The following is a 22,758-nucleotide window of genomic DNA, read 5'->3' on the forward strand; positions in this document are numbered from 1 at the left end:
GTCAGCTCTGAGAGAATCCTTAGCATAACTATGGTTATACACAGGATGTGGATCATGAGTGATATCGCGTTAACCGTTAGCGTGTTGGCCCTTGTCGCGGTAGTGGGGCTATGGCTGGGGAATATCAAAATCCGCGGCGTCGGATTTGGCATCGGCGGGGTGCTGTTCGGCGGGATTTTTGTCGGCCATTTTGCCGACCAGCTTGGGTGGGTGCTCAGCGCCGATATGCTGCATTTCATCCAGGAGTTCGGCCTGATCCTCTTTGTGTATACCATCGGTATTCAGGTGGGGCCGGGCTTCTTCGCTTCCCTGCGCGTCTCCGGTTTACGCCTTAATCTCTTTGCCTTCGGCATCGTCGTGATGGGTGGGCTGGTTACCGCCATTCTGCATAAACTCTTCGCGATTCCGCTGCCCGTTGTGCTGGGCATCTTCTCCGGCGCCGTCACGAATACGCCCGCGCTCGGGGCGGGCCAGCAAATTCTGCGCGATCTGGGTATCCCTGCTGATGTCGTCGATCAGATGGGGATGAGCTACGCCATGGCCTATCCGTTTGGCATTTGCGGTATTTTGCTCTCGATGTGGCTGGTGCGCGTGCTGTTCCGCGTTAACGTCGAGCAGGAGGCAAAAGAGCATGAAAGCACGCTGACCAACGGCCATGCGCTCATTAAAACCATCAACATTCGCGTCGAAAACCCCAACCTGAACAATATGGCGATACAGGATGTTCCCATTCTGAACAGCGCGACCATTATCTGTTCCCGCCTGAAACGTGATGAAACGCTGATGGTACCTTCACCGGATACCCTTATTCAGCACGGCGATCTCCTGCATCTCGTAGGGCAACCGGCGGATTTAAACAATGCCCGGCTGGTGATTGGTCAGGAGGTGGATACCTCACTCTCAACCCGTGGAACGGACATGCGCGTGGAGCGCGTGGTAGTGACCAATGAGAAAGTCCTGGGCAAGAAAATACGCGATTTGCAGGTTAAAGAGCGTTATGACGTGGTGATCTCCCGGCTTAACCGCGCCGGTGTCGAGCTGGTGGCCAGCCAGGATGCCAGCCTGCAATTCGGTGATATTCTCAACCTCGTCGGGCGTCCCTCATCCATTGATGCCGTAGCGGACATGGTAGGCAACGCCCAGCAAAAACTCCAGCAGGTGCAGATGCTGCCGGTCTTTATCGGCGTCGGGCTTGGCGTCATGCTTGGCTCCATCCCCCTGTACGTGCCCGGCTTCCCGGTAGCACTGAAGCTGGGTCTGGCAGGCGGGCCGCTCATTATGGCGCTGATCCTTGGGCGTATCGGCTCCATTGGTAAGCTCTACTGGTTTATGCCGCCGAGTGCTAACCTGGCGCTGCGGGAGTTAGGCATCGTGCTGTTTCTGGCGGTGGTGGGGCTGAAATCCGGCGGCGATTTTGTCGATACTCTGGTCAACGGCGAAGGGATGAGCTGGGTAGGATACGGCATATTTATTACCGCTATCCCACTGATAACGGTCGGATTACTGGCACGTATCTTCGCTAAAATGAACTATCTCACGCTGTGCGGCATGCTGGCCGGTTCCATGACCGATCCGCCCGCGCTGGCGTTCGCCAACAACCTGCACGCCACCAGCGGCGCGGCGGCGTTGTCCTACGCCACGGTTTATCCGCTGGTGATGTTTCTGCGCATCATCACCCCGCAGCTACTGGCGGTGCTGTTCTGGGGGATGGGCTAACAAGTCTTCCGGGTGGATACGCCGCAAATGGTAGTCCACCTGGTAATCGCTGGTGTTCCGGAACATCACGGAATAATTGAGGAACTCGCCGCTGTCGCTGTAGGAAAGGGAGGTGATGCGCAGCAGCGGCGTCTGTTCCGGCACATTCATATAACCGGCCAGCTGTTTATCTGCCAGCACCGGCGTCAGGCTCTCGTAGTTGCCGCTGATGGTGATCCCGCATTCCTTCTCGATGTAATCAAACTTAGATCCTTCGAGATGCGCCAGGGAAAGATTGCGGAACAGCTTCACCGGCATAAAGCTGTCCTCCAGCATCAGCGGTTTTCCGTCCACGTAACGCACCCGCCTTGAAAAATAGATCCGCTCATCAATCTGAATCCGCAGCTGGCTGGCGATGGCGGGCGGCGCGGGCATCACTTCAAACTGCAACACCTTGCTCTGCACTTCTTTCCCCTGCTGGCGCAGCACCTCCACCAGCCCGGTCAGGTTAGTCGTTTCATGATGAACGTCTTTGCGCGCCACGAACGTCCCGCTGCCGTGTCGACGTTCAACCAGCCCCCAGCTTACCAGCAGATCCAGCGCCTTGCGGATGGTCATCCGGGCTACGCCAAACTCCTTTGCCAGCGCTTTTTCTCCGGGTAACGGACTACCAATGTTGTAGTCCGAGGAATTCAGCCGCAGCCGCAGCCGATCGGCAATTGATTTGTAGATCACCAGTAGACCTCTCTGCGCACATCATGGCGTGGATTACGTCTTAACTTGTCTATGTTTAGTTTAAAAAGTAGACCTGATTGGTCAAATTAAAACCATGAATGCGATCACGAATCGCAGCGGCATACCATGTTGCCGCATCAGTAAGTTCTTATGCTCACCTCAGGCCAGTAAAAAACCATAAAGGCCTCTATCCCCTACAGGTTGTTTCATGAGGATTTAAAAATGCTCAGTCAAATACAACGTTTTGGCGGCGCCATGTTCACCCCGGTTTTGCTGTTTCCCTTTGCCGGGATCGTGGTTGGGATCGCCATCATGCTTCGCAATCCGCTGTTTGTCGGTGAGGCCTTAACCGCGCCGGATAATCTGTTCGCGCAAATTGTTCACATCATCGAAGAGGGCGGCTGGGCGGTGTTCCGTAATATGCCGCTGATTTTTGCTGTCGGCTTACCGATTGGCCTGGCAAAGCAGGCGCAGGGCCGCGCCTGTCTGGCGGTGCTGATTAGCTTCCTGACCTGGAACTACTTTATCAACGCGATGGGGATGACCTGGGGTCACTTCTTTGGCGTCGACTTCTCTGCTGAACCCACTGCCGGCAGCGGGCTGGCGATGATTGCCGGAATCAAAACGCTTGATACCAGCATCATCGGGGCGATTATCATTTCCGGGCTCGTCACCGCCATCCACAATCGATTTTTCGACAAGCCGTTGCCGGTCTTTCTGGGGATTTTCCAGGGCACCTCGTTTGTCGTTATCCTCGCGTTCTTCGTCATGATCCCCTGCGCCTGGCTGACGCTGCTGGGGTGGCCGAAAGTGCAGATGGGCATTGAGTCGTTGCAGGCCTTTCTCCGTACCGCTGGCGCGCTGGGCGTATGGGTTTATACCTTCCTGGAACGCATTCTGATCCCAACCGGATTACACCACTTTGTCTACGGCCCGTTTATCTTCGGCCCGGCTGCGGTAGAAGGCGGCATTCAGGTCTACTGGGCACAGCACCTTCAGGAATTCAGCCAGAGCACTGTGCCGCTGAAAACGCTGTTCCCGGAGGGCGGATTCGCGCTGCACGGCAACTCTAAGGTGTTTGGCTCAGTCGGTATTGCGCTGGCTATCTGGTATACCGCGTCGCCGGAGAACCGCGTCAAAGTGGCAGGTCTGCTGATCCCGGCCACGCTTACCGCCGTGCTGGTGGGCATTACCGAACCGCTGGAGTTCACCTTCCTGTTTATCTCGCCGTTGCTGTTTGCCATCCACGCCGTGCTGGCCGCAACGATGGCGACGGTGATGTATACCTTCGGGGTGGTGGGGAACATGGGGGGCGGTCTGCTGGACCAGTTCCTGCCGCAAAACTGGATCCCGATGTTCCATAACCACGCCTCGACGGTATTCACCCAGATTGGCATCGGCCTCTGCTTCACCGCTCTCTATTTCGTGGTTTTCAGGACGCTTATCGAACGTCTGAATCTCAAAACGCCGGGCCGGGAAGAGAGCGAAATCAAACTCTACAACAAAGCCGACTATAAGGCCGCGCGCGGGCAAACCACCGCCCCGGCGGCAGCCAGCCAGCAGGTCGGGCAGGCTGCTGGGTTCTTACAGGCGCTCGGCGGCGCAGCAAACATCGAAAGTATCAATAACTGCGCCACCCGCTTGCGTATCGCCCTGGTGGATATGACGAAAACCCAAAGCGACGACGTCTTCAAAGCCCTGGGCGCACACGGTGTGGTGCGGCGCGGCAACGGCATACAGGTGATTGTCGGTCTGCACGTTCCTCAGGTGCGCGACCAGCTGGAATCGCTGATGAAAACCCCCTTAACAAACGAACAAACCACTCTGACAGAGGCTATATCATGAAAAAATTCTCAGTTGTTATTGCAGGCGGCGGCAGTACATTCACGCCTGGTATCGTCCTGATGCTGTTAGCCAACCGTGACCGTTTCCCGCTGCGTGCGCTGAAGTTCTATGACAATGACGGAGCACGTCAGGAGATCATCGCCGAGGCGTGCAAAATCATCCTTAAGGAGCAGGCGCCGGAGATTGAATTTAGTTACACCACCGATCCTGAAGCGGCCTTTACCGATGTGGATTTCGTGATGGCGCATATTCGCGTGGGCAAATACCCCATGCGTGAAAAAGATGAAAAAATCCCGCTGCGCCACGGCGTGCTGGGCCAGGAAACGTGCGGGCCGGGCGGCATCTCCTACGGCATGCGCTCCATCGGCGGCGTGCTGGAGTTGGTGGATTACATGGAGCAGTACTCCCCGAACGCGTGGATGCTGAACTACTCCAACCCGGCGGCGATTGTCGCGGAAGCCACGCGCCGCCTGCGTCCGAACGCGAAAATTCTCAACATCTGCGACATGCCGATCGGCATTGAAGGACGTATGGCGCAAATCGTCGGTCTGAAAGACCGCAAAGAGATGCGCGTGCGCTACTACGGTCTGAACCACTTCGGCTGGTGGACGTCGATTGAAGATCTGAACGGCAACGATCTGATGCCGAAACTGCGCGAATACGTGGCGAAAAACGGTTATGTTCCGCCTTCGGAAGATGCGCATACTGAAGCGAGCTGGAATGATACTTTCGCCAAGGCTAAAGACGTACAGGCGCTGGATCCGGACACCATGCCGAACACCTACCTGAAGTATTACCTGTTCCCGGACTATGTGGTCGCCCATTCCAACCCGGAGCGTACCCGCGCCAATGAAGTGATGGATCGCCGTGAGAAGCATGTATTCAGTTCATGCCGGGCGATTATCGAAGCCGGTCATTCTTCTGCCGGTGAACTGGAAATCGACGAACATGCGTCGTACATCGTCGATCTGGCGACCGCGATCGCCTTTAATACCCAGGAACGCATGCTGCTGATTGTGCCTAACAATGGGGCTATCCATAATTTTGACGCCGACGCGATGGTAGAAATCCCTTGTCTGGTCGGCCACAACGGACCGGAGCCGCTGACCGTGGGTGATATTCCGCACTTCCAGAAAGGGCTCATGAGCCAGCAGGTGGCAGTGGAAAAACTGGTGGTGGACGCCTGGGAGCAGCGCTCGTATCAGAAACTATGGCAGGCGATTACCCTGTCGAAAACCGTACCGAGCGCATCGGTGGCGAAGGCGATTCTGGACGATCTGATTGAAGCCAACAAAGAGTACTGGCCGGAACTGCATTAATTTTCCTGACCGGCATCGCCAGATGCCGGTCTCCTTGTCCTGGCTGAATTACGCTATGCTGAAGCCTGCATGCAGCACGACAAGGAACCTTCATGAACATTTCCCGCCTCGGTGAAGCACCGGACTACCGCTTCTCACTGGCTAACGAACGCACGTTCTTAGCGTGGATCCGCACCGCCCTGGGCTTTCTGGCCGCAGGTGTCGGTCTTGATCAGCTCGCCCCCGATTTTGCCACCCCGTTGATTCGCGAAGTGCTGGCCCTGCTGCTGTGCCTGATTGCCGGTGTGCTGGCGATTTATGGCTATCTGCGCTGGCTTAGAAATGAAAAGGCGATGCGTCTGAAGCAGGATCTCCCCTACACGCGCGGCTTGCTCATCATTAGTACGATTTTGCTGATGGTTGCGGGCGTAGTGATGTTACTGGTGTTGTATGCCGGATAGCCGCAAAGCACGGCGGGAAGCGGACCCCGGGCTTCAGCCGGAGCGAACCTCGCTGGCCTGGCTGCGCACGCTGCTGGGGTATGGCGCGCTGATCGCTCTTGCCATTAAGCACAACTGGCACCGCACGGGGGCGCCATTCTGGATCTCCATTGTTGTGCTGGCGCTGGTAGCCGTCATTTTATGGCGCTACACCCGCAGCCGTAACCTGATGGACGTGGCGCAGAACGACTTTGCGCAGCCGAAAGCGGTGCGGGATAAGTTCCTGATTGCGTTGGCTGTGCTATCTCTGTCTTTACTCTTTGCAGTTACTCACATTCAGCAAATTATGAGCTTATAAGCCCGGTGGCGGCTGCGCCTTACCGGGCCTACAACTGCCGCGAACTGTAGGCCGGGTAAGGCGTAGCCGCCACCCGGCATAATTACTTCCCTTTAGCTAAATACTTCGCCATCTCATCCTCCGGCACCATGCCGCCGCCGGTCGCCCACACCAGGTGGGTAACGTTCTCATCGGCATCGACGCGGAGCGGCCCGGCCATGCCCGCCAGCGCCGACGGCTCCAGGCGAATCCCTTCCTCCTGAGCCAGCCAGCCGAGCATGTCGTACATGCTCTGGTCGGAAAGGGTGTAGAACCCGTCAAGCAGGCGTTCCATCGCGCGGCCCACGAAGCCGGAGGCACGCCCTACCGCCAGCCCGTCCGCCGCCGTCACGTTATCAATGCCCAGATCCTGCACGGCAATCTCATCGTGCAGGCCGGTGTAAACGCCCAGCAGCATGCACGGGGAGTGCGTTGGCTCCGCGAAGAAGCAGTGGACGTTATCGCCAAAGGCCAGCTTCAGGCCAAATGCCACGCCGCCGGGGCCACCGCCGACGCCGCACGGCAGGTAGACGTACAGGGGATGATCGGCATCCACCACGCGGCCCTGCTCGGCAAACTGCGCCTTCAGGCGCTCGCCCGCCACCGCATAGCCCAGGAACAGCGTACGGGAGTTTTCATCGTCAATGAAGAAGCAGTTCGGATCGCTTTCCGCCGCTTTGCGTCCCTGCTCCACCGCCACGCCGTAATCCTGCTCATATTCCACGACGATCACGCCGTGGCTGCGCAGTTTGGCTTTCTTCCACTCGCGGGCGTCGGCGGACATATGCACCGTCACCTTAAAGCCAATGCGGGCGCTCATAATGCCGATGGACATCCCGAGGTTGCCGGTTGAGCCCACCGCGATGCTGTACTGGCTGAAGAAATCCTTAAAGCGCGGCTCCAGCAGGATGCTGTAGTCGTCTTCGACGCTCAGCAGTCCGGCGTCCAGCGCCAGTTTCTCCGCGTGGGTCAGCACCTCATAGATGCCGCCGCGCGCTTTGATCGAGCCGGAGATCGGCAGATGGCTGTCTTTTTTTAGCAGCAGCGTGCCTGGAATGGCCTTACCGGACTCTTTCTCCAGCCGCGCCTGCATCGCCGGGATCGCGACCAGGTCGGATTCGATAATCCCGCCCGTTGCCGCCGTTTCCGGGAACGCTTTCGCCAGATACGGCGCGAAGCGTTTCAGGCGCGCGTGCGCGTCGTCCACGTCGGCTTTGGTCAGCCCGACATACGGCAATCCTTCCGCCAGCGTCGTGGTGCGCGGGTTAAGCCAGGTGGTTTCTTTCAGGGCAATCAGATCCTCAACCAGAGGAAACTGTGCGGTTAAAGTAGTGATAGTTGCGTTTTCCATAATACGTCTCTTCGCGCTCAGATAATGAAAGAAAGCAGGAATGTGCCGCCAAGTGCAAGCACCGAGGCGATAAACGTCGCCGTCGTATAGTATTTGAAGGTCTGGTTCAGGGTCGCGCCGCAGTATTGCTTCACCAGCCAGAAGAGAGAATCGGTCACGATCGTGCAGCCAATAGCGCCGGACCCGATGGCAATGGTGATGATCTCCGGGCTTACGTTCGGGTAGAGCGGCAGCATCGGCGCCACTATCGCCGTGGCACCCATCATCGCTACCGTTGCCGAACCGACGGCGGCGTGCAGCACCAGTGCCACCAGCCAGGCGAGAAGGATAGGGTGCATATGCAGGTTCGAGAGAATATGCGCCAGCGTCTCCGCCAGACCGCTGGTTTTAAGGATGGCGTTGAACGCGCCGCCCGCACCGATAATCAGCAAAATGTTGGCGATAGAGCCAAAGCCGTGCTCCGTATGAGTCAGCATTGCGCCCATGCCCATGTGCTGGCGGATCCCCAGTAGGTAGTAGGCGACAAACACGGCGATAAACATGGCGGTGATGGGGTTGCCGATAAACTCCAGCAGGGTATACAGCGAGCCTTCTTTTGCCATGTTCAGCTCGGCAATGGTTTTCACCAGCATCAGGGCAATCGGCAGCAGCACGGTGAACAGCGTGGCGCCCAGCGACGGCAGCGTGTGTTCTTCCCGCACCTTCAGGTCTGAAAATTCCGCCGGAACCGGCTTATGGGGCAGACGATCGCCGAGCAGCTTCAGGAACAGCGGGCCGCCAACCAGAGACGCCATCAGGCCCACCATCAGACCGTAGACAATCACCGTCCCGACGTCCGCCCCTAATTTATTGGTGACAAACAGCGCGGCCGGATGCGGAGGCACCACGCAGTGCACTGCCATTAGTGCGGTACAGAGCGGAATGGCCAGCTTGAGCAGCGACGTGTTGGTCTTTTTGGCGATGGAAAACGCCAGCGGGATCAGCAGTACCACGCCCACTTCCACAAACAGCGTAATGCCGCAGATCAGGCCGACCAGGACCATAATCACGTCCGCCGACAGCCAGCGGCAGCGCTGCAACGTAATCCCGATGCGCTCTGCCGCGCCGGAGACTTCCATCATTTTGCCGAGAATAGTGCCAAGACCGATAACCGCCGCCAGGAAGCCCAGCGTACCGCCAATTCCGCTCTCAATGGCGTTCACCATATCCAGCGGGCTCATCCCCATCATCGCGCCGACGAAAAAGCTTGCCAGCAGCAGCGCGAGGAACGGGTGAAACTTCAGTTTTACGATGGTTAAAACAATCAATACGATGCTGACAAGCAGCGTTGCCACAACCCAGACCTGAGATCCCATATCTCACCTCACCCTTATGTCATCTGGGGGTATTGGACGAAAAAACGGCGTGGGCTGACAAACGATATAAATTGGCGTTCAGATGAGCCAGATTGGATCAACTGAGTGACTGTGTTCTAAAAAGCGCACTTAACTCGTATTAGGTTCACATAAATTCATTCTTGAGCGGTATGCTGAACGCAGAAATTACGTGTGGGAATTGTGATGACCGATGCGAATGAAGGCAGAAACCGGCTGTTAAACGGCTGGCAGCTGTCGAAAATGTACACCTTTGAAGTGGCCGCCCGGCATGAGTCCTTCGCGCTGGCGGCGGCGGAGCTGTCGCTCAGCCCCAGCGCGGTGAGCCACCGCATAAACCTGCTGGAAGAGGAGCTGGGCATTCAGCTGTTTGTCCGCTCACACCGTAAAGTGGAGCTGACGCAGGAAGGCAAGCGCGTTTACTGGACGCTGAAATCGTCCCTCGATACCCTGAATCAGGAGATCCTGGATATTAAAAACCAGGCGCTGTCAGGTACGCTAACGGTGTACTCCCGGCCGTCGATCGCCCAGTGCTGGCTGGTGCCGATGCTGGGGGATTTTACCCGCCGCTACCCGTCGATTTCACTTACTATTCTGACTGGTAATGATTACGTCAACATGCAGCGAACCGGCATCGATCTGGCGCTCTATTTCGACGATACGCCGCCAAACCACCTTTCTCATCACTTTTTGATGGATGAAGAGATTTTGCCCGTCTGCTCGCCGGCGTATGCCCGGGAGCATGAACTGCTGAAAAACCCCCATAACCTCAGCCACTGCACGCTGCTGCACGACCGTCAGGCCTGGAGCAATGATTCCGGTACGGATGAGTGGCTGAGCTGGGCGCAGCATTACGCGGCGAATATGCCGTTATCATCGGGTATTGGCTTCGATCGCTCTGATTTAGCCATTATCGCGGCCATGAATAATGTGGGGGTGGCGATGGGGAGAAAGCGGCTGGTGCAAAAACGTCTCGAACGGGGGGAGTTGATCGCACCCTTTGATGGGAAAACTCTCAAGTGCCATCAGCATTATTACGTCTCAACGCTTCCCGGCCGTCAGTGGCCGAAAATTGACGCCTTTATCGGCTGGCTAAGAGAGCTGGCGGGTTGAAGAATTATTACGCTTTCGCTCTACACCAAATGTGAAAAAGCGTGCTAAATACAGGTAATGCTTTTGATTTATCCAGGGTAAACCGTGTTAAAGCCTTTTATTGCCACTGCGATCTTACTCTCTTCCGGCTGGGCGATTGCCGCTGAGCCGCCGCTGACGGCTGCCCGTTACGCGCAGATGCTGGGCGTCGGAATGGATGTCGACTGGGCACGCACCGAGCGCGGTATCCGCGAGTTCGACCCGCTGGTGGTCCGTGATTTTCAGGTGAAAGGCATACACCATGTCCGTATTCGGGTGGCGGGCGAACCGACGGAAGCGCGGCTGATTCACCTGCGTAAGCTGGTGGAGGCCTGCGAGCAATACGGCGTCATCCCCATCATCGCTTATCAGGCCGATGAATATAAAAACGACCCGAAAGCGGATACCGAAAAAGAGGTGATTAACTGGTGGATTGCCGTTGCGCACTATTTTGGTCAGCGCTCGCCGTTGCTGGGCTTTGACCTGATCTACGAACCGGCGGACAAGCTCAACCACAACGTTGCTTCGCTCAACCGGGTGTATGAGAAAGCGATCAAAGACATTCACGCCATTGATGCCAGCCGCATGATTTTTATCGCCCCTCGTCTGCGCGCCGCGCCGGAGGATTTATCCAGCCTGAAGCTGCCCGCGCACAGCCAGAATTACCTGCTGGCGGAGTGGCATATTTTCCCCTGGGGCCCGCTGAAAACGAACGGTAAATACCCGTGGACGTCCGGAACTGCGGCTGAGAAAGCGGCTATCCGTAACCGAATCAACGCCGCGCTGCACTGGCAACAAAAAACCGGGCATGTGAGCTGGGTTGGCGGCTGGGGGGTGGGCGAATCGAAAAGCCTGACGCCAACCGCCTCGCAGATGGCGTTTGCCACGTTTATGGCGTGCGAGCTGAAACAGGCCAACATCCCGTATGCAATAAACGCCGATGTTCAGTTTTATGACGGGGAAGAGGGGGCGTGGCGGCCTGCCCCAGAGCGGCTATTGCAGGCGATGATTGCGCCCGTCTGTGAAAAGCCCGGCGAGAAGCCGGGCCATCATGCGGTTAAACCGGCTGTTCGTGATGCGAGACACGCGACGCCAGCGGCAGCCAGCACAGCAAAATCAGCAGCCCCATCAGGGTCATCAGTAAGCCTAAACTCGCCTGCCCGGTCTGCGGCATCATAGCCGAAAGCCAGGCCAGCGCGCCGGAACCGATGTTCTGCAAACCGCCCACCAGCGCGCCTGCCGTGCCTGCGAGGAACGGGAACGGCTCCATCGCGCCGCTGGTGGCGAGGGGAAACAGCATGCCCGCGCCGAAGAAGAACAGCGCCGCCGGGATGAGCAACGTCCAGACCGACATCACGTCAAACAGCCCCGGGATCCACATCATCAGCCCGGCCAGCAGACAGCTGATCACCGACTGCCACATCAGCGTGGAGAAACGCTTGTTCGGACGTCCGGCGAACCATGCGCCGAAGAACGCCGCTGGGATCGGCAGAATAAACAGAATACTCACCACCATGCTGCTCAGGCCAAGGCCTGCGCCCAGCAGCACGCCGGAACAGGCTTCAAACACCGCAATGCCCGCCAGGCCGCCGATTAGCATCAACAGATAACAGGTAAAGGACCCATTACCGAACAGCGTTTTGTAGCTGGCGATGAGCTTCGTGCGCGGCGCGTCTTTTGGGCGGGTTTCCGGCATCCAGCGCGCCATGCTGAAGGTGACAATAATGCACAGCACCAGCAGGAAGGCGTAACAGGCGCGCCAGGACCAGACGGTGTCCAGCAGACCCCCAATCAGCGGGGCCAGCAGCGGGCTGACCAGAATACCCATATTTAACAGACTGTTGGCGTGACGAAGCTGTGTGCCCTGGTACATATCACGCGGCAGGGTACGCGCCATAACCCCGCCGACGCCGGTGCCCACGCCCTGAAGGGCGCTGGCGGCAATCAGGACGGTCAGGCTGTGAGTGGTAATGGCAATCACCGTCGCTACCATGAAAATGCTCATGCCCACCAGAATAACCGGACGACGCCCGACGCGATCGGACAGGGGACCATAAACCAGCTGTGAAACGCCATAGGTCAGCAGATAGGCTGCCATCACGCTCTGGACTGCACCTTCGCGGACGCTCAGATCTTTTGCCATATCGGCAATCGCCGGAATGTAGATGGTTTGTGCCATCTGCCCGACGGCCACCAGTAACACCAGCATCAACAATAAATTCACGTTCCGTTGCTTTTTCATGTCGCTGAATACTTTTGCCAAAAGAGATAAATAAAGAATAAGTGACTACGCATTCCCATAAATGCGCGAGGAATCTACCACAGAGAGATGACAATTTAAGCATTACTGTGATGAATGACAGAAGGCGTGAAGGCAGGATTTGTAAACAAGATCGGCAACTAATGTTGCCAGTGAATTACGCCAGGCGCAGCAGGACCGCACCGGCAGCAATACCCAGTGCCGCCGCGATGCGCAGGCCGGCAACCTTCTCTTTTAAAAGCACAAATGCGATTAATGCGCCGAAGAGAATAGAGGTTTCACGCAGTGCCGCGACCACAGCCAGCGGTGCCTGGGTCATCGCCCAGAGTGCCAGACCGTAAGATCCCATCGTCCCGACACCGCCGAGCAGCCCTTTTTTCCAGTGCAGGCGCAGGTAGCTGGACGCTTCGCGACGCCGCGCCACCATTGCCCAGCTCAGCAGGCAGAAACCGTTCATGAAGAAGGTCCAGAGCGTATAGCCCAGCGCAGTGTCCGAGAGTCGCACACCGGTGCCGTCCACCAGGGTATACCCGGCGATAAAACAGGCGTTCAGCAGCGCCAGCCAGATCCCCTTGCGTGACTGCATGCGGCCGTTCATCGCCATGGCCAGAATCGACAGACAAATGACCCCAATGCCGGACCAGGCAAGCCAGGAGAGATGATCCCCGAGCACCAATACGCTGATCAGCGCCACCAGCAGAGGGGCCGTCCCGCGCATAAGGGGGTAGGTCTGGCTCATGTCGGAGACCTGATAGGTCTTCGCTACCAGCACGGTGTACACCACCTGTAACGCACAGGAGACGAACAAATATGGCCAGCTTGCGGCAGTTGGCTGAGGAGAGAAGGGCAGTAAAATCAGGGCAATAAGCGCGGCTGAACCGCTGACTCCGATCGCCGAGTAGAGTTTATCCGTTCCGGCTTTAACGATGGCGTTCCAGCTGGCATGCAGCAGTGCGGCGAACAGTAAAATGCAGAAAACGGTGATGGTCATGGCGTATCGGTTGGTGAAATGTCATCCAACTGTAACATTCACCCGTCGATGCTGCCAGCCGCTTACACTGCGCAAAAAAGGCGGTGCGTCACCCGGGGTTCGTCTGACACCAGCCTGAAGCCTGCCCGATGGTAAAATCCGTACGCGGTTTCCGGCGCATGGGTATTAAGAAAATCAAACCAGATGCTGGCATCCGCCATCACCACGGTCAAAAGCTGTTTGCCTATGCCCTGCCCACGGCACTTTTCGCTGACGTAGAGATGACGAATACGTCCGGCGCGCGGCTGCTGGCTGAACGGATCGCGATTAAGGCCGCACACGCCCACCAGCCTGCCGTTAAGAAACGCCCCCAGCAGTTTTTCACCCGGCGCGTTAAAGCGGTTTTCACCCCGCTGCCAGTTCTCTTCCAGCCTGCGCAGCATATTGAAATTCAACGCGATACTCTCCGCCTTCAGGGCGATATACCCGGGTTCATCGGGCGTGACGGGCTCAATTAACAGACGCGACATAGCATTCCCTCGTTATTAAAGAGGGGCGGTTGCCCGCCCCTCTCAGGTGCGACTTGAACCTGAATCACCGAACGTATTTCAGGACAGCATCAAGCAGTTGCAATACAGCAACAATGAGTTTGAGGACAAGTATGACCATATCCACGACGCTCATACGCGTCTCCTTTTGGTTAAAAGGAGCACGATGCTGGCGTACCTTTCCGCCGCCTGTGGCCAGCACCTGGATTGACGTAACACAGTGTGCTCACTTCAGGGGTTAAGGCACTGACGGCACCACCCGTTTCAGCCAGGACTTCGTTGCGCCGGTAAACTGCGGCCCCCTCGCTCACTGCGAACACCCTCAGTATAGATAAATACTGTATGTATGAACAGTATTTTATGGACAAAATTTGGAAGGCGATCCATACTCAAAAACGTCAAAATCCGTGCCGGAATTGCGCGTTCGTCTTCGATCGCGTATACTTTTCGCGTTGACGTAACACAGTGTGTTCTGCGGCAACCAACCGCAAAACCCTGATAAAAACCTCGCTTAGGCGGGGTTTTTTGTTTTCTGACGAAGTGAAAATAGTCTCCTTCGTTGACTTATTGGCAATAGGTGTTATCGTTGCCATAATGGCAATGGACGCGGCAGGCAAGCAGGATGCATTTAATCTCAATGAAGGCAATTTTGGATGCGGTAAGCCAGTTCCCGCAACACAGAGAAGAGCTTCTCTTTTTAGGACGAGTTATTGAAAAGAGCCACTGCCCGACGCCCGCTGCACTGAGAAAACTTTTCCCAACGCTGGATAACTTCAAGTATCTTGATAAGCATTATGTTATTGATATTGCAAATAACAATCTCAGAGTAGTGGCTCTCATATTCTTTGAAAGCCAAAAGTTTTATGTGCGCCATGTTTTTACTCATAAGGAATATGACCGTTTTACGGAGAAACATCGCACTAAGGGGAAGAAATGATGATCGTCGCTGATGCAATGAAAGCTACGCACGCCCTTGTTGCGGCCGTTCCTTTACTGGGTGAACAGCCGAGCGAGAAAGATTATAAGGATGCGCTTGAGCTGGTTGAGTATCTCCTTATGAACGAGCCCAATAGCCCCTTGCTGGATATTGTGTGCGCCAGAATTAGCCGTTACGAAGCTAATCGGCCAGAGATAGTCGCATTACGCAAGGAGATGGAGTCCGTTCCCGTCGGAATTGCAGTTTTAAGAACCTTGATGGATCAATACAATCTGACGATATCGGATTTTAAGGATGAAATTGGTAGTAAATCGATGGTTTCACGGGTTCTGAATGGTCAGAGACAGCTTACCCTGAACCATATTAAAAAGCTGGCGGCCAGATTTGGGGTATCACCTGCGTTATTTATTGAGTGAGTAAAAACCCTTTATTGAGTGTCACCACCCAACAAACAAAACGTGATCCCTGACGCATTTTTGCGCAGATGAAAATATTTCCATTGTCACATCCGAAAACCTGTGTTTGTATAAATTCAATCAATGATTCCAAACACAGGTCCCCAATGACTTCATCCATCTTCACGTCGACCCTACTAAAAACTGCGCAACCTGCCGCAGTGGTCGTCGTGCGTGTGGTGGTGGTCGTCGGCAATGCGCCGTAGGGACTGGATCAACACACGAATCCAAAACCCCGCCGGCGCAAACCGGGCGGGGTTTTTCGTTTAGGACCCTCCCCGGAAGGCTGGCTCAGAAGAAAAGGACTGGAGCATGGCAAGTTCGGGCACAACATCCACCAAGACGCGTTTTACAGGCGCGCAGCTGATTGTTCATTTACTGGAACGACAGGGCATCACCACCGTTGCGGGCATCCCGGGTGGGACCGTACTGCCGCTGTATGATGCGTTAAGCCAAAGCACACAGATCCGCCACGTGCTGGCGCGCCACGAGCAGGGCGCAGGCTTTATCGCCCAGGGCATGGCGCGTACCCAGGGTAAACCGGCGGTCTGTATGGCCTGTAGCGGGCCGGGCGCCACTAACCTGGTGACCGCCATCGCCGACGCGCGTCTCGACTCCATTCCGCTGATCTGCATTACCGGCCAGGTGCCGTCCTCGATGATCGGCACCGATGCGTTCCAGGAAGTCGACACCTACGGCATCTCTATCCCCATCACCAAACATAACTATTTAGTTCGCGATATTAGCGAGCTGCCTCAGGTTATCAGCGATGCGTTCCGCATTGCGCAGTCTGGCCGCCCGGGCCCGGTGTGGATAGACATTCCTAAGGATGTCCAGACCGCAGAAATTGAGATCGACGTTCTGCCGGAGCCGGGTGACCGTGCCCCCGCGCCAGAATTCAGCGCTGAGAGCGTGCGCGATGCGGCGGCGATGATCAACGCCGCCAAACGCCCGGTGCTCTATCTGGGCGGCGGGACGATCAACGCCGCGGATGAAATCCGCCAGTTCGCTGAAAAAGCTAATTTGCCCACCACTATGACCCTGATGGCGCTGGGTATGCTGCCAAAAGCGCACCCGCTCTCTCTCGGCATGCTGGGCATGCACGGCGCGCGCAGCACCAACTACATCCTGCAAGAGGCGGATTTGCTGATAGTTATGGGGGCGCGTTTTGATGACCGGGCGATTGGCAAAACCGAGCAGTTCTGCCCGAACGCCAAAATCATTCACGTGGATATCGACCGCGCCGAGCTGGGTAAAATCAAGCAGCCGCACGTGGCGATCCAGGGCGACGTGGCCGAGGTGCTGGCGCAGCTGATCCCGCAGACGGAGGCAACCGACCGCGCCGACTGGCGCCAGCTGGTAGCCGATCTGCAACGGGAGTTCCCGGGCGCTATCCCAACCGAGGGCGACCCGCTGAGCCACTATGGTCTTATCAACGCCGTCGCCGCCTGCGTGGATGACAGCGCGATTATCACCACCGACGTCGGCCAGCATCAGATGTGGACCGCTCAGGCGTATCCGCTGAACCGTCCGCGCCAGTGGCTGACCTCCGGCGGCCTTGGCACCATGGGCTTCGGCCTGCCAGCAGCGGTTGGCGCGGCGCTCGCCAACCCGGACCGCAAGGTGATCTGCTTCTCCGGTGACGGCAGCCTGATGATGAATATTCAGGAGATGGCGACGGCGGCCGAAAACCAGTTAGACGTTAAAATCATTCTGATGAACAACGAGGCGCTGGGCCTGGTGCACCAGCAGCAGAGCCTGTTCTACAAGCAGGGCGTGTTTGCGGCGACCTATCCGGGGATGATCAACTTCATGCAGATTGCCGCTGGTTTTGGCCTGCACACCTGCGATCTGAACGCCGAAGAAGATGCCCACGCGGCGTTGCAGGATGCGATTTCTCGCCCTAGCCCGGCGCTGATCCACGTGCGTATCGACCCTGAACTAAAAGTGTATCCGATGGTGCCGCCGGGTGCGGCAAATACTGAGATGGTGGGGGAATAAGCCATGCAGAAACAATGTGATAACGTCATTCTGGAACTCACCGTCCGCAACCACCCAGGCGTCATGACCCACGTCTGTGGGCTCTTTGCCCGTCGGGCGTTTAACGTGGAAGGCATTCTGTGCCTGCCGATTCAGGGCAGCGAGCACAGCCGCATCTGGCTACTGGTGAACGACGACCAGCGTCTGGAGCAGATGATGGCGCAGATCGACAAGCTGGAGGACGTCACCAAAGTGGCACGCAACCAGTCCGATCCCACCATGTTTAACAAAATTGCGGTGTTTTTTGAGTAAATCACTTAAGGTAAGAGGCTTTTGCCGGATGGCGCTGCGCTTATCCGGCCTGCAAGGACGTTACACGTAGGCCGGATAAGGCGTTTGCGCCGCCATCCGGCGCGTTCACGCATCAGGATCAAACCATGACCACCATCGCCCTTATCGACGACCACCTTATCGTTCGCTCCGGCTTTGCCCAGCTTTTAAACCTCGAGCCGGATTTTCAGGTCGTGGCCGAGTTTGGCTCAGGACGCGAGGCGCTGGCGGGCCTGCCGGGACGCGGGGTGCAGGTCTGTATCTGCGATATCTCAATGCCGGACCTCTCCGGGCTGGAGCTGTTAAGCCAGCTGCCGAAAGGGATGGCGACGATTATGCTCTCGGTCCACGACAGCCCGGCGCTGGTCGAGCAGGCGCTCAACGCGGGGGCGCGCGGGTTTCTCTCTAAACGCTGTAGCCCGGACGAGCTGATTGCCGCCGTGCGTACCGTCTCCACCGGCGGCTGCTACCTGACGCCGGATATTGCCATCAAGCTGGCGGCGGGACGGCAGGATCCGCTCACCAGACGCGAGCGCCAGGTGGCAGAGAAACTTGCCCAGGGCATGTCGGTGAAAGAGATTGCCGTAGAGCTGGGGCTGTCGCCAAAGACCGTTCACGTTCATCGCGCCAACCTGATGGAAAAACTCAACGTCAGTAACGATGTCGAGCTGGCGCGCCGTATGTTTGACAGCTGGCAATGAACTCCCTGTTTTCACGGCTGATCGCCGTCGTCGCCAGCTTTTTTATCTTCTCCGCCGCGTGGTTCTGTCTGTGGAGTATCAGCCTGCATCTTGTCGAGCGCCCGGAGCTGGCGGTGCTGCTGTTCCCCTTTGGCCTGCGGCTGGGGCTAATGCTGCAATGCCCGCGCGGCTACTGGCCGGTGCTGCTGGGCGCAGAGTGGCTGATGCTGATCTGGCTGGCGCAGGAAGTGGCCCTCGCGCACCTGCCTTTATTGATGACCGGAAGCCTGCTCACGCTTATCCCGGTCGCCCTGATTTCCCGCTACCGTCACCAGCGCGACTGGCGCACGCTGCTGCGTCAGGGTGCGGCGCTGATTGCCGCCGCGCTGTTGCAGTCCCTGCCGTGGGTGGGTGAAAAGGAGGGGCTCAACGCCCTGCTGCTGACCCTCACCGGCGGCCTGACGCTGGCCCCGACCTGCCTTGTGATCTGGCATTACCTTACCAGCACCGTCTGGCAGCCGCTCGGCCCGGCGCTGGCCTCCCAGCCGGTGAACTGGCGCGCCCGGCACCTGATCTGGTATCTGCTGCTGTTTGTGGTGAGCCTGTGGTTGCAGCTTGGTCTGCCCGCTGAATTATCACGCTTCACGCCGTTTTGTCTGGCGCTGCCGATCATCGCCCTTGCCTGGCATTACGGCTGGCAGGGCGCATTGATCGCCACGCTGATGAACGCCATCGCGCTGATTGCCAGCCAGACCTGGCACGATCACCCGGTAGATCTGCTGCTCTCGCTGCTGGCCCAGAGCCTGACCGGGCTGCTGCTCGGCGCGGGCATACAGCGCCTGCGCGAGCTGAACCAGTCTCTGCAAGCCGAGCTGGCGCGCAACCGCCGTCTGGCGGAGCGTCTGCTGGAGACGGAAGAGAGCGTGCGCCAGGAGGTTGCTCGCGAGCTGCACGATGACATCGGCCAGACCATCACCGCCATCCGCACCCAGGCGGGCATTGTTCAGCGCCTGGCGGCAGAAAACGCGGGCGTGAAGCAGGGCGGGGCGCATATCGAACAGCTTTCGCTGGGCGTCTATGATTCCGTTCGTCGCCTGTTAGGGCGGCTGCGCCCGCGCCAGCTTGACGATCTCTCGCTCGAGCAGGCAATACGCTCTCTGATGCGCGAGATGGAGCTGGAGAGCCGCGGGATTGTCAGCCATCTCGACTGGCGCATCAATGAAGCTACCCTGAGCGAAGGCCAGCGCGTGACCCTTTTCCGCGTCTGCCAGGAAGGGCTGAACAACATCGTCAAACACGCCAGCGCCAGCGCGGTAACGATCCAGGGCTGGCAGCAGGACGAGCGCCTGATGCTGGTGATTGAAGACGACGGCTGCGGCCTGCCGCCGGGCTCCGGCCAGCAGGGGTTTGGTCTTGCGGGCATGCGCGAGCGCGTAAAGGCGCTGGGCGGCACGCTGAACATCTCCTGCACCCACGGGACGCGCGTCAGCGTCAGTTTGCCGTTAAGGACGCACCATGTTTAAAACCCCCGCCAGCGCAGCCCCATTAAGCAACAAAGCGGAAATCGACTCCCGCTACCGCTACTGGCGTCGCCATATCCTGATTACCATCTGGCTCGGCTACGCGCTGTTCTATTTCACCCGCAAAAGCTTCAACGCCGCCGCGCCGGAAATCCTCGCCAGCGGCGTGATGACGCGCACCGATATCGGCCTGCTGGCGACGCTGTTTTACATCACCTACGGCCTGTCGAAGTTCTTCTCCGGCATCGTCAGCGACCGCTCCAACGCGCGCTATTTTATGGGCGTTGGGCTGATCGCCACCGGCGTGGTGAACATCCTGTTTGGTTTCTCCACCTCGCTGTGGGCCTTTGCCCTGCTGTGGGCGCTGAACGCCTTTTTCCAGGGCTGGGGCGCGCCGGTCTGCGCCCGCCTGCTCACCGCCTGGTACTCGCGCAACGAGCGCGGCGGCTGGTGGGCGATATGGAATACCGCGCATAACGTCGGCGGGGCGCTGATCCCGATGGTGGTGGGTGCCGCAGCGCTGCACTACGGCTGGCGCGCGGGGATGATGATTGCCGGTGGCCTCGCGATTGTCGCCGGGCTGTTCCTCTGCTGGCGCCTGCGCGACAGGCCGCAAACCGTCGGCCTGCCGCCGGTGGGAGACTGGCGGCACGACGAGATGGAGATCGCCCAGCAGCAGGAAGGGGCCGGGCTGTCCCGTCAGGAGATCCTCACCAAATACGTGCTGAAAAACCCCTACATCTGGCTGCTGTCGCTCTGCTACGTGCTGGTCTACGTGGTGCGCGCGGCCATCAACGACTGGGGCAACCTGTACATGTCCGAAACTCTCGGCGTGGACCTGGTGACCGCCAACTCGGCGGTGACCATGTTTGAATTGGGCGGGTTTATCGGCGCGCTGGTGGCGGGCTGGGGCTCGGACAAGCTGTTCAACGGCAACCGCGGTCCGATGAACCTGATTTTTGCCGCCGGGATTTTGCTCTCCGTCGGGTCGCTGTGGTTGATGCCGTTCGCCAGCTACGTGATGCAGGCGGCGTGCTTCTTCACCATCGGTTTTTTCGTCTTTGGCCCGCAGATGCTGATCGGCATGGCGGCGGCGGAGTGTTCCCACAAAGAGGCGGCAGGCGCGGCGACGGGCTTTGTCGGGCTGTTTGCCTACCTTGGCGCATCGCTCTCCGGCTGGCCGCTGGCGCGGGTGATCGACGTCTGGCACTGGAGCGGGTTCTTCGCGGTGATCGCCATCGCGGCGGGCATCTCCGCCCTGCTGTTGCTGCCGTTTTTGCACGCGCAGGCACCGCGCGAAGCGTGACGCGCCTCACCTTTTGCTGCCGAGACGCGCAAAACTAAGAAATTTTCCCGGTTTCACCTGGACGCTGTCTCAGGCATCTCTCCTGGCTGGTTTTTACAATGCTGCAAAAATCAGCTCAGGAGTAACTCAGTCATGCTGGCCTTCTTAAATCAGGTGCGCAAGCCGACCCTGGATCTGCCGCTCGACGTGCGGCGCAAGATGTGGTTCAAACCGTTCATGCAGTCCTATCTGGTGGTCTTCATCGGCTACCTGACCATGTACCTGATCCGCAAAAACTTTAACATCGCGCAGAACGACATGATCTCGACCTACGGGCTGAGCATGACGCAGCTGGGGATGATTGGCCTAGGCTTCTCCATCACCTACGGCGTGGGGAAAACGGTTGTGTCCTACTACGCGGACGGCAAAAACACCAAGCAGTTCCTGCCGTTTATGCTGATCCTCTCCGCCATCTGTATGCTCGGCTTCAGCGCCAGCATGGGCGCGGGCTCCGTCAGCCTGTTCCTGATGATCGCCTTCTACGCCCTGAGCGGATTCTTCCAGAGTACCGGCGGGTCGTGCAGCTACTCCACCATCACCAAATGGACCCCGCGCCGCAAGCGGGGTTCGTACCTCGGCATGTGGAACATCTCCCACAACCTCGGCGGAGCGGGCGCGGCCGGCGTGGCGCTGTTCGGTGCGAACTACCTGTTCGACGGCCACGTGATTGGCATGTTTATCTTCCCGTCGATTATCGCCCTGATTGTCGGCTTTATCGGCCTGCGCTACGGCAGCGATTCCCCGGAATCCTACGGCCTCGGCAAAGCTGAAGAGCTGTTCGGGGAGGAGATCAGCGAGGAGGACAAAGAGACCGAAGAAAACGAGATGTCCAAATGGCAGATCTTTGTTGAGTACGTGCTGAAAAACAAAGTGATCTGGCTGCTCTGCTTCTCGAACATCTTCCTGTACGTGGTGCGTATCGGTATCGACCAGTGGTCCACCGTGTATGCCTTCCAGGAGCTGAAGCTCTCGAAAGAGGTGGCGATTCAGGGCTTCACTCTGTTCGAGGTGGGCGCGCTGGTCGGCACCCTGCTGTGGGGCTGGCTCTCGGACCTCGCCAACGGCCGTCGCGCGCTGGTGGCCTGCGTCGCGCTGGCGCTGATTATCGCCACGCTCGGCGTTTACCAGCACGCCAGCAACCAGTACGTTTACCTGGCGTCGCTGTTTGCGCTCGGCTTCCTGGTGTTCGGTCCGCAACTGCTGATCGGCGTGGCGGCGGTTGGCTTTGTGCCGAAAAAAGCGATCGGCGCAGCCGATGGGATTAAGGGCACCTTCGCCTACCTGATCGGCGACAGCTTCGCCAAGCTCGGTCTGGGCATGATCGCCGACGGCACGCCAATTTTCGGCCTCACCGGCTGGGCGGGCACCTTCGCCGCGCTGGATGCGGCAGCGATTGGCTGTATCGTCCTGATGGCGATGGTTGCGGTGCTGGAAGAGCGTAAGATCCGCCGCGAGAATCGTGCGCAGAAATTAAAAGTAGCCTGAGTGT

22 protein-coding genes and 1 pseudogene are annotated in these 22,758 nt (G+C 58.0%); 16 read left to right on the plus strand and 7 right to left on the minus strand.

The features are described 5' to 3' along the window. The first annotated feature begins 54 nt into the window (after positions 1 to 54). Entirely contained in the window at positions 55 to 1,716 is a 1,662-nt protein-coding gene (locus ACOTWU_RS18870) for a putative transporter (RefSeq protein ID WP_017694020.1), read from the plus strand. Here ACOTWU_RS18870 and ACOTWU_RS18875 read toward each other — a convergent pair. Next, positions 1,684 to 2,430: a GntR family transcriptional regulator gene (locus tag ACOTWU_RS18875; protein ID WP_108394245.1), complete on the minus strand. Its 747-nt coding sequence runs from the start codon at positions 2,428 to 2,430 to the stop codon at positions 1,684 to 1,686. The genes ACOTWU_RS18870 and ACOTWU_RS18875 overlap by 33 nt on opposite strands. Positions 2,431 to 2,652: 222 nt before the next feature. Between ACOTWU_RS18875 and ACOTWU_RS18880 the strand changes: the two genes are divergently transcribed. The 4 genes from ACOTWU_RS18880 to ACOTWU_RS18895 all read left to right on the plus strand — a co-directional run bounded on the left by ACOTWU_RS18880 (position 2,653) and on the right by ACOTWU_RS18895 (position 6,371). Then, positions 2,653 to 4,275, plus strand: a complete 1,623-nt coding sequence (locus ACOTWU_RS18880) for an alpha-glucoside-specific PTS transporter subunit IIBC (RefSeq protein ID WP_015570124.1) — start codon at positions 2,653 to 2,655, stop codon at positions 4,273 to 4,275. Further along, a complete protein-coding gene (locus ACOTWU_RS18885; protein ID WP_220719634.1) occupies positions 4,272 to 5,594 on the plus strand; it encodes a 6-phospho-alpha-glucosidase in 1,323 nt (440 codons plus the stop codon). The genes ACOTWU_RS18880 and ACOTWU_RS18885 overlap by 4 nt, the downstream gene beginning before the upstream one ends. 92 nt (positions 5,595 to 5,686) lie before the next feature. Then, entirely contained in the window at positions 5,687 to 6,034 is a 348-nt protein-coding gene (locus tag ACOTWU_RS18890; RefSeq protein WP_003861080.1) for a YidH family protein, read from the plus strand. Next, positions 6,024 to 6,371: a DUF202 domain-containing protein gene (locus ACOTWU_RS18895; RefSeq protein WP_017383689.1), complete on the plus strand. Its 348-nt coding sequence runs from the start codon at positions 6,024 to 6,026 to the stop codon at positions 6,369 to 6,371. Before ACOTWU_RS18890 ends, ACOTWU_RS18895 begins: the two co-directional genes overlap by 11 nt. An 82-nt stretch (positions 6,372 to 6,453) precedes the next feature. Here ACOTWU_RS18895 and dsdA read toward each other — a convergent pair whose 3' ends face one another. Further along, on the minus strand, positions 6,454 to 7,740 hold the full coding sequence (dsdA, locus tag ACOTWU_RS18900) for a D-serine ammonia-lyase (RefSeq protein WP_126498967.1): 1,287 nt from the start codon (positions 7,738 to 7,740) through the stop codon (positions 6,454 to 6,456). Positions 7,741 to 7,757: 17 nt separating this feature from the next. Then, a complete protein-coding gene (dsdX, locus tag ACOTWU_RS18905; RefSeq protein ID WP_126498968.1) occupies positions 7,758 to 9,095 on the minus strand; it encodes a D-serine transporter DsdX in 1,338 nt (445 codons plus the stop codon). A 204-nt stretch (positions 9,096 to 9,299) separates the two neighbouring features. Here dsdX and dsdC point away from each other — a divergent pair, with 204 nt between their 5' ends. Beyond that, positions 9,300 to 10,226, plus strand: coding sequence for a DNA-binding transcriptional regulator DsdC (dsdC, locus tag ACOTWU_RS18910; RefSeq protein ID WP_023302824.1), 927 nt, complete (start codon positions 9,300 to 9,302; stop codon positions 10,224 to 10,226). Between the two features lie 84 nt (positions 10,227 to 10,310). Then, positions 10,311 to 11,396: pseudogene (locus tag ACOTWU_RS18915) on the plus strand (cellulase family glycosylhydrolase); the annotation flags it as partial. Here ACOTWU_RS18915 and emrD read toward each other — a convergent pair. The 4 genes from emrD to tisB all read right to left on the minus strand — a co-directional run bounded on the left by emrD (position 11,302) and on the right by tisB (position 14,158). Beyond that, positions 11,302 to 12,486 carry a multidrug efflux MFS transporter EmrD gene (gene emrD / locus ACOTWU_RS18920; RefSeq protein ID WP_015570118.1) on the minus strand — a complete coding sequence of 395 codons (1,185 nt, stop codon included), beginning with the start codon at positions 12,484 to 12,486 and terminating at the stop codon, positions 11,302 to 11,304. The pseudogene ACOTWU_RS18915 and the gene emrD overlap by 95 nt on opposite strands. A 175-nt stretch (positions 12,487 to 12,661) precedes the next feature. Beyond that, entirely contained in the window at positions 12,662 to 13,495 is an 834-nt protein-coding gene (locus ACOTWU_RS18925) for a DMT family transporter (RefSeq protein ID WP_015570117.1), read from the minus strand. Positions 13,496 to 13,557: 62 nt separating this feature from the next. Continuing rightward, complete coding sequence (locus tag ACOTWU_RS18930) at positions 13,558 to 14,004, minus strand: GNAT family N-acetyltransferase (RefSeq protein WP_003861064.1); 447 nt, start codon at positions 14,002 to 14,004, stop codon at positions 13,558 to 13,560. A gap of 64 nt (positions 14,005 to 14,068) precedes the next feature. Continuing rightward, a complete protein-coding gene (gene tisB, locus ACOTWU_RS18935) occupies positions 14,069 to 14,158 on the minus strand; it encodes a type I toxin-antitoxin system toxin TisB (protein ID WP_017383683.1) in 90 nt (29 codons plus the stop codon). A 486-nt stretch (positions 14,159 to 14,644) separates the two neighbouring features. Between tisB and ACOTWU_RS18940 the strand changes: the two genes are divergently transcribed. From ACOTWU_RS18940 to uhpT, 9 genes are all read left to right on the plus strand, one after another. Further along, a complete protein-coding gene (locus ACOTWU_RS18940; RefSeq protein ID WP_023302825.1) occupies positions 14,645 to 14,959 on the plus strand; it encodes a type II toxin-antitoxin system HigB family toxin in 315 nt (104 codons plus the stop codon). Next, entirely contained in the window at positions 14,956 to 15,375 is a 420-nt protein-coding gene (locus ACOTWU_RS18945; RefSeq protein ID WP_023323924.1) for a helix-turn-helix domain-containing protein, read from the plus strand. The genes ACOTWU_RS18940 and ACOTWU_RS18945 overlap by 4 nt, the downstream gene beginning before the upstream one ends. Positions 15,376 to 15,521: 146 nt before the next feature. Continuing rightward, positions 15,522 to 15,620, plus strand: a complete 99-nt coding sequence (gene ivbL, locus ACOTWU_RS18950) for an ilvB operon leader peptide IvbL (RefSeq protein ID WP_057979964.1) — start codon at positions 15,522 to 15,524, stop codon at positions 15,618 to 15,620. A gap of 106 nt (positions 15,621 to 15,726) precedes the next feature. Then, complete coding sequence (gene ilvB / locus ACOTWU_RS18955; RefSeq protein ID WP_126498969.1) at positions 15,727 to 17,415, plus strand: acetolactate synthase large subunit; 1,689 nt, start codon at positions 15,727 to 15,729, stop codon at positions 17,413 to 17,415. Positions 17,416 to 17,418: 3 nt separating this feature from the next. Further along, positions 17,419 to 17,706: an acetolactate synthase small subunit gene (gene ilvN / locus ACOTWU_RS18960; RefSeq protein WP_015570113.1), complete on the plus strand. Its 288-nt coding sequence runs from the start codon at positions 17,419 to 17,421 to the stop codon at positions 17,704 to 17,706. Positions 17,707 to 17,831: 125 nt separating this feature from the next. Then, the gene (gene uhpA / locus ACOTWU_RS18965) at positions 17,832 to 18,425 is read left to right on the plus strand and encodes a transcriptional regulator UhpA (RefSeq protein ID WP_003861054.1); all 594 of its coding nucleotides are present in this window, start codon (positions 17,832 to 17,834) and stop codon (positions 18,423 to 18,425) included. Next, a complete protein-coding gene (gene uhpB / locus ACOTWU_RS18970) occupies positions 18,422 to 19,927 on the plus strand; it encodes a signal transduction histidine-protein kinase/phosphatase UhpB (RefSeq protein ID WP_126498970.1) in 1,506 nt (501 codons plus the stop codon). The genes uhpA and uhpB overlap by 4 nt, the downstream gene beginning before the upstream one ends. Continuing rightward, positions 19,920 to 21,230: an MFS transporter gene (locus ACOTWU_RS18975; protein ID WP_039269389.1), complete on the plus strand. Its 1,311-nt coding sequence runs from the start codon at positions 19,920 to 19,922 to the stop codon at positions 21,228 to 21,230. The genes uhpB and ACOTWU_RS18975 overlap by 8 nt, the downstream gene beginning before the upstream one ends. Before the next feature lie 132 nt (positions 21,231 to 21,362). After that, the gene (gene uhpT, locus ACOTWU_RS18980; RefSeq protein ID WP_006808805.1) at positions 21,363 to 22,754 is read left to right on the plus strand and encodes a hexose-6-phosphate:phosphate antiporter; all 1,392 of its coding nucleotides are present in this window, start codon (positions 21,363 to 21,365) and stop codon (positions 22,752 to 22,754) included. Positions 22,755 to 22,758 lie beyond the last annotated feature (4 nt).

Origin of the sequence: Enterobacter cloacae complex sp. GYL001, assembly GCF_049237125.1 — a bacterium.
GTDB classification, from domain to species: Bacteria; Pseudomonadota; Gammaproteobacteria; order Enterobacterales; family Enterobacteriaceae; genus Enterobacter; species Enterobacter hormaechei_C.

Excerpts from the sequence above, each read along its gene's own strand:
- uhpB (WP_126498970.1), top strand. The coding sequence starts at position 18,422 with ATGAACTCCCTGTTTTCACGGCTGATCGCCGTCGTCGCCAGCTTTTTT.
- tisB (WP_017383683.1), bottom strand. The coding sequence starts at position 14,158 with ATGAGCGTCGTGGATATGGTCATACTTGTCCTCAAACTCATTGTTGCT.
- ilvB (WP_126498969.1), top strand. The coding sequence starts at position 15,727 with ATGGCAAGTTCGGGCACAACATCCACCAAGACGCGTTTTACAGGCGCG.
- uhpA (WP_003861054.1), top strand. The coding sequence starts at position 17,832 with ATGACCACCATCGCCCTTATCGACGACCACCTTATCGTTCGCTCCGGC.
- ACOTWU_RS18940 (WP_023302825.1), top strand. The coding sequence starts at position 14,645 with ATGCATTTAATCTCAATGAAGGCAATTTTGGATGCGGTAAGCCAGTTC.
- ACOTWU_RS18945 (WP_023323924.1), top strand. The coding sequence starts at position 14,956 with ATGATGATCGTCGCTGATGCAATGAAAGCTACGCACGCCCTTGTTGCG.
- dsdA (WP_126498967.1), bottom strand. The coding sequence starts at position 7,740 with ATGGAAAACGCAACTATCACTACTTTAACCGCACAGTTTCCTCTGGTT.
- ACOTWU_RS18890 (WP_003861080.1), top strand. The coding sequence starts at position 5,687 with ATGAACATTTCCCGCCTCGGTGAAGCACCGGACTACCGCTTCTCACTG.
- ACOTWU_RS18925 (WP_015570117.1), bottom strand. The coding sequence starts at position 13,495 with ATGACCATCACCGTTTTCTGCATTTTACTGTTCGCCGCACTGCTGCAT.
- ACOTWU_RS18930 (WP_003861064.1), bottom strand. The coding sequence starts at position 14,004 with ATGTCGCGTCTGTTAATTGAGCCCGTCACGCCCGATGAACCCGGGTAT.
- ivbL (WP_057979964.1), top strand. The coding sequence starts at position 15,522 with ATGACTTCATCCATCTTCACGTCGACCCTACTAAAAACTGCGCAACCT.
- ACOTWU_RS18870 (WP_017694020.1), top strand. The coding sequence starts at position 55 with ATGAGTGATATCGCGTTAACCGTTAGCGTGTTGGCCCTTGTCGCGGTA.
- dsdX (WP_126498968.1), bottom strand. The coding sequence starts at position 9,095 with ATGGGATCTCAGGTCTGGGTTGTGGCAACGCTGCTTGTCAGCATCGTA.
- ACOTWU_RS18895 (WP_017383689.1), top strand. The coding sequence starts at position 6,024 with ATGCCGGATAGCCGCAAAGCACGGCGGGAAGCGGACCCCGGGCTTCAG.
- ACOTWU_RS18885 (WP_220719634.1), top strand. The coding sequence starts at position 4,272 with ATGAAAAAATTCTCAGTTGTTATTGCAGGCGGCGGCAGTACATTCACG.
- dsdC (WP_023302824.1), top strand. The coding sequence starts at position 9,300 with ATGACCGATGCGAATGAAGGCAGAAACCGGCTGTTAAACGGCTGGCAG.
- ilvN (WP_015570113.1), top strand. The coding sequence starts at position 17,419 with ATGCAGAAACAATGTGATAACGTCATTCTGGAACTCACCGTCCGCAAC.
- uhpT (WP_006808805.1), top strand. The coding sequence starts at position 21,363 with ATGCTGGCCTTCTTAAATCAGGTGCGCAAGCCGACCCTGGATCTGCCG.
- ACOTWU_RS18975 (WP_039269389.1), top strand. The coding sequence starts at position 19,920 with ATGTTTAAAACCCCCGCCAGCGCAGCCCCATTAAGCAACAAAGCGGAA.
- emrD (WP_015570118.1), bottom strand. The coding sequence starts at position 12,486 with ATGAAAAAGCAACGGAACGTGAATTTATTGTTGATGCTGGTGTTACTG.
- ACOTWU_RS18880 (WP_015570124.1), top strand. The coding sequence starts at position 2,653 with ATGCTCAGTCAAATACAACGTTTTGGCGGCGCCATGTTCACCCCGGTT.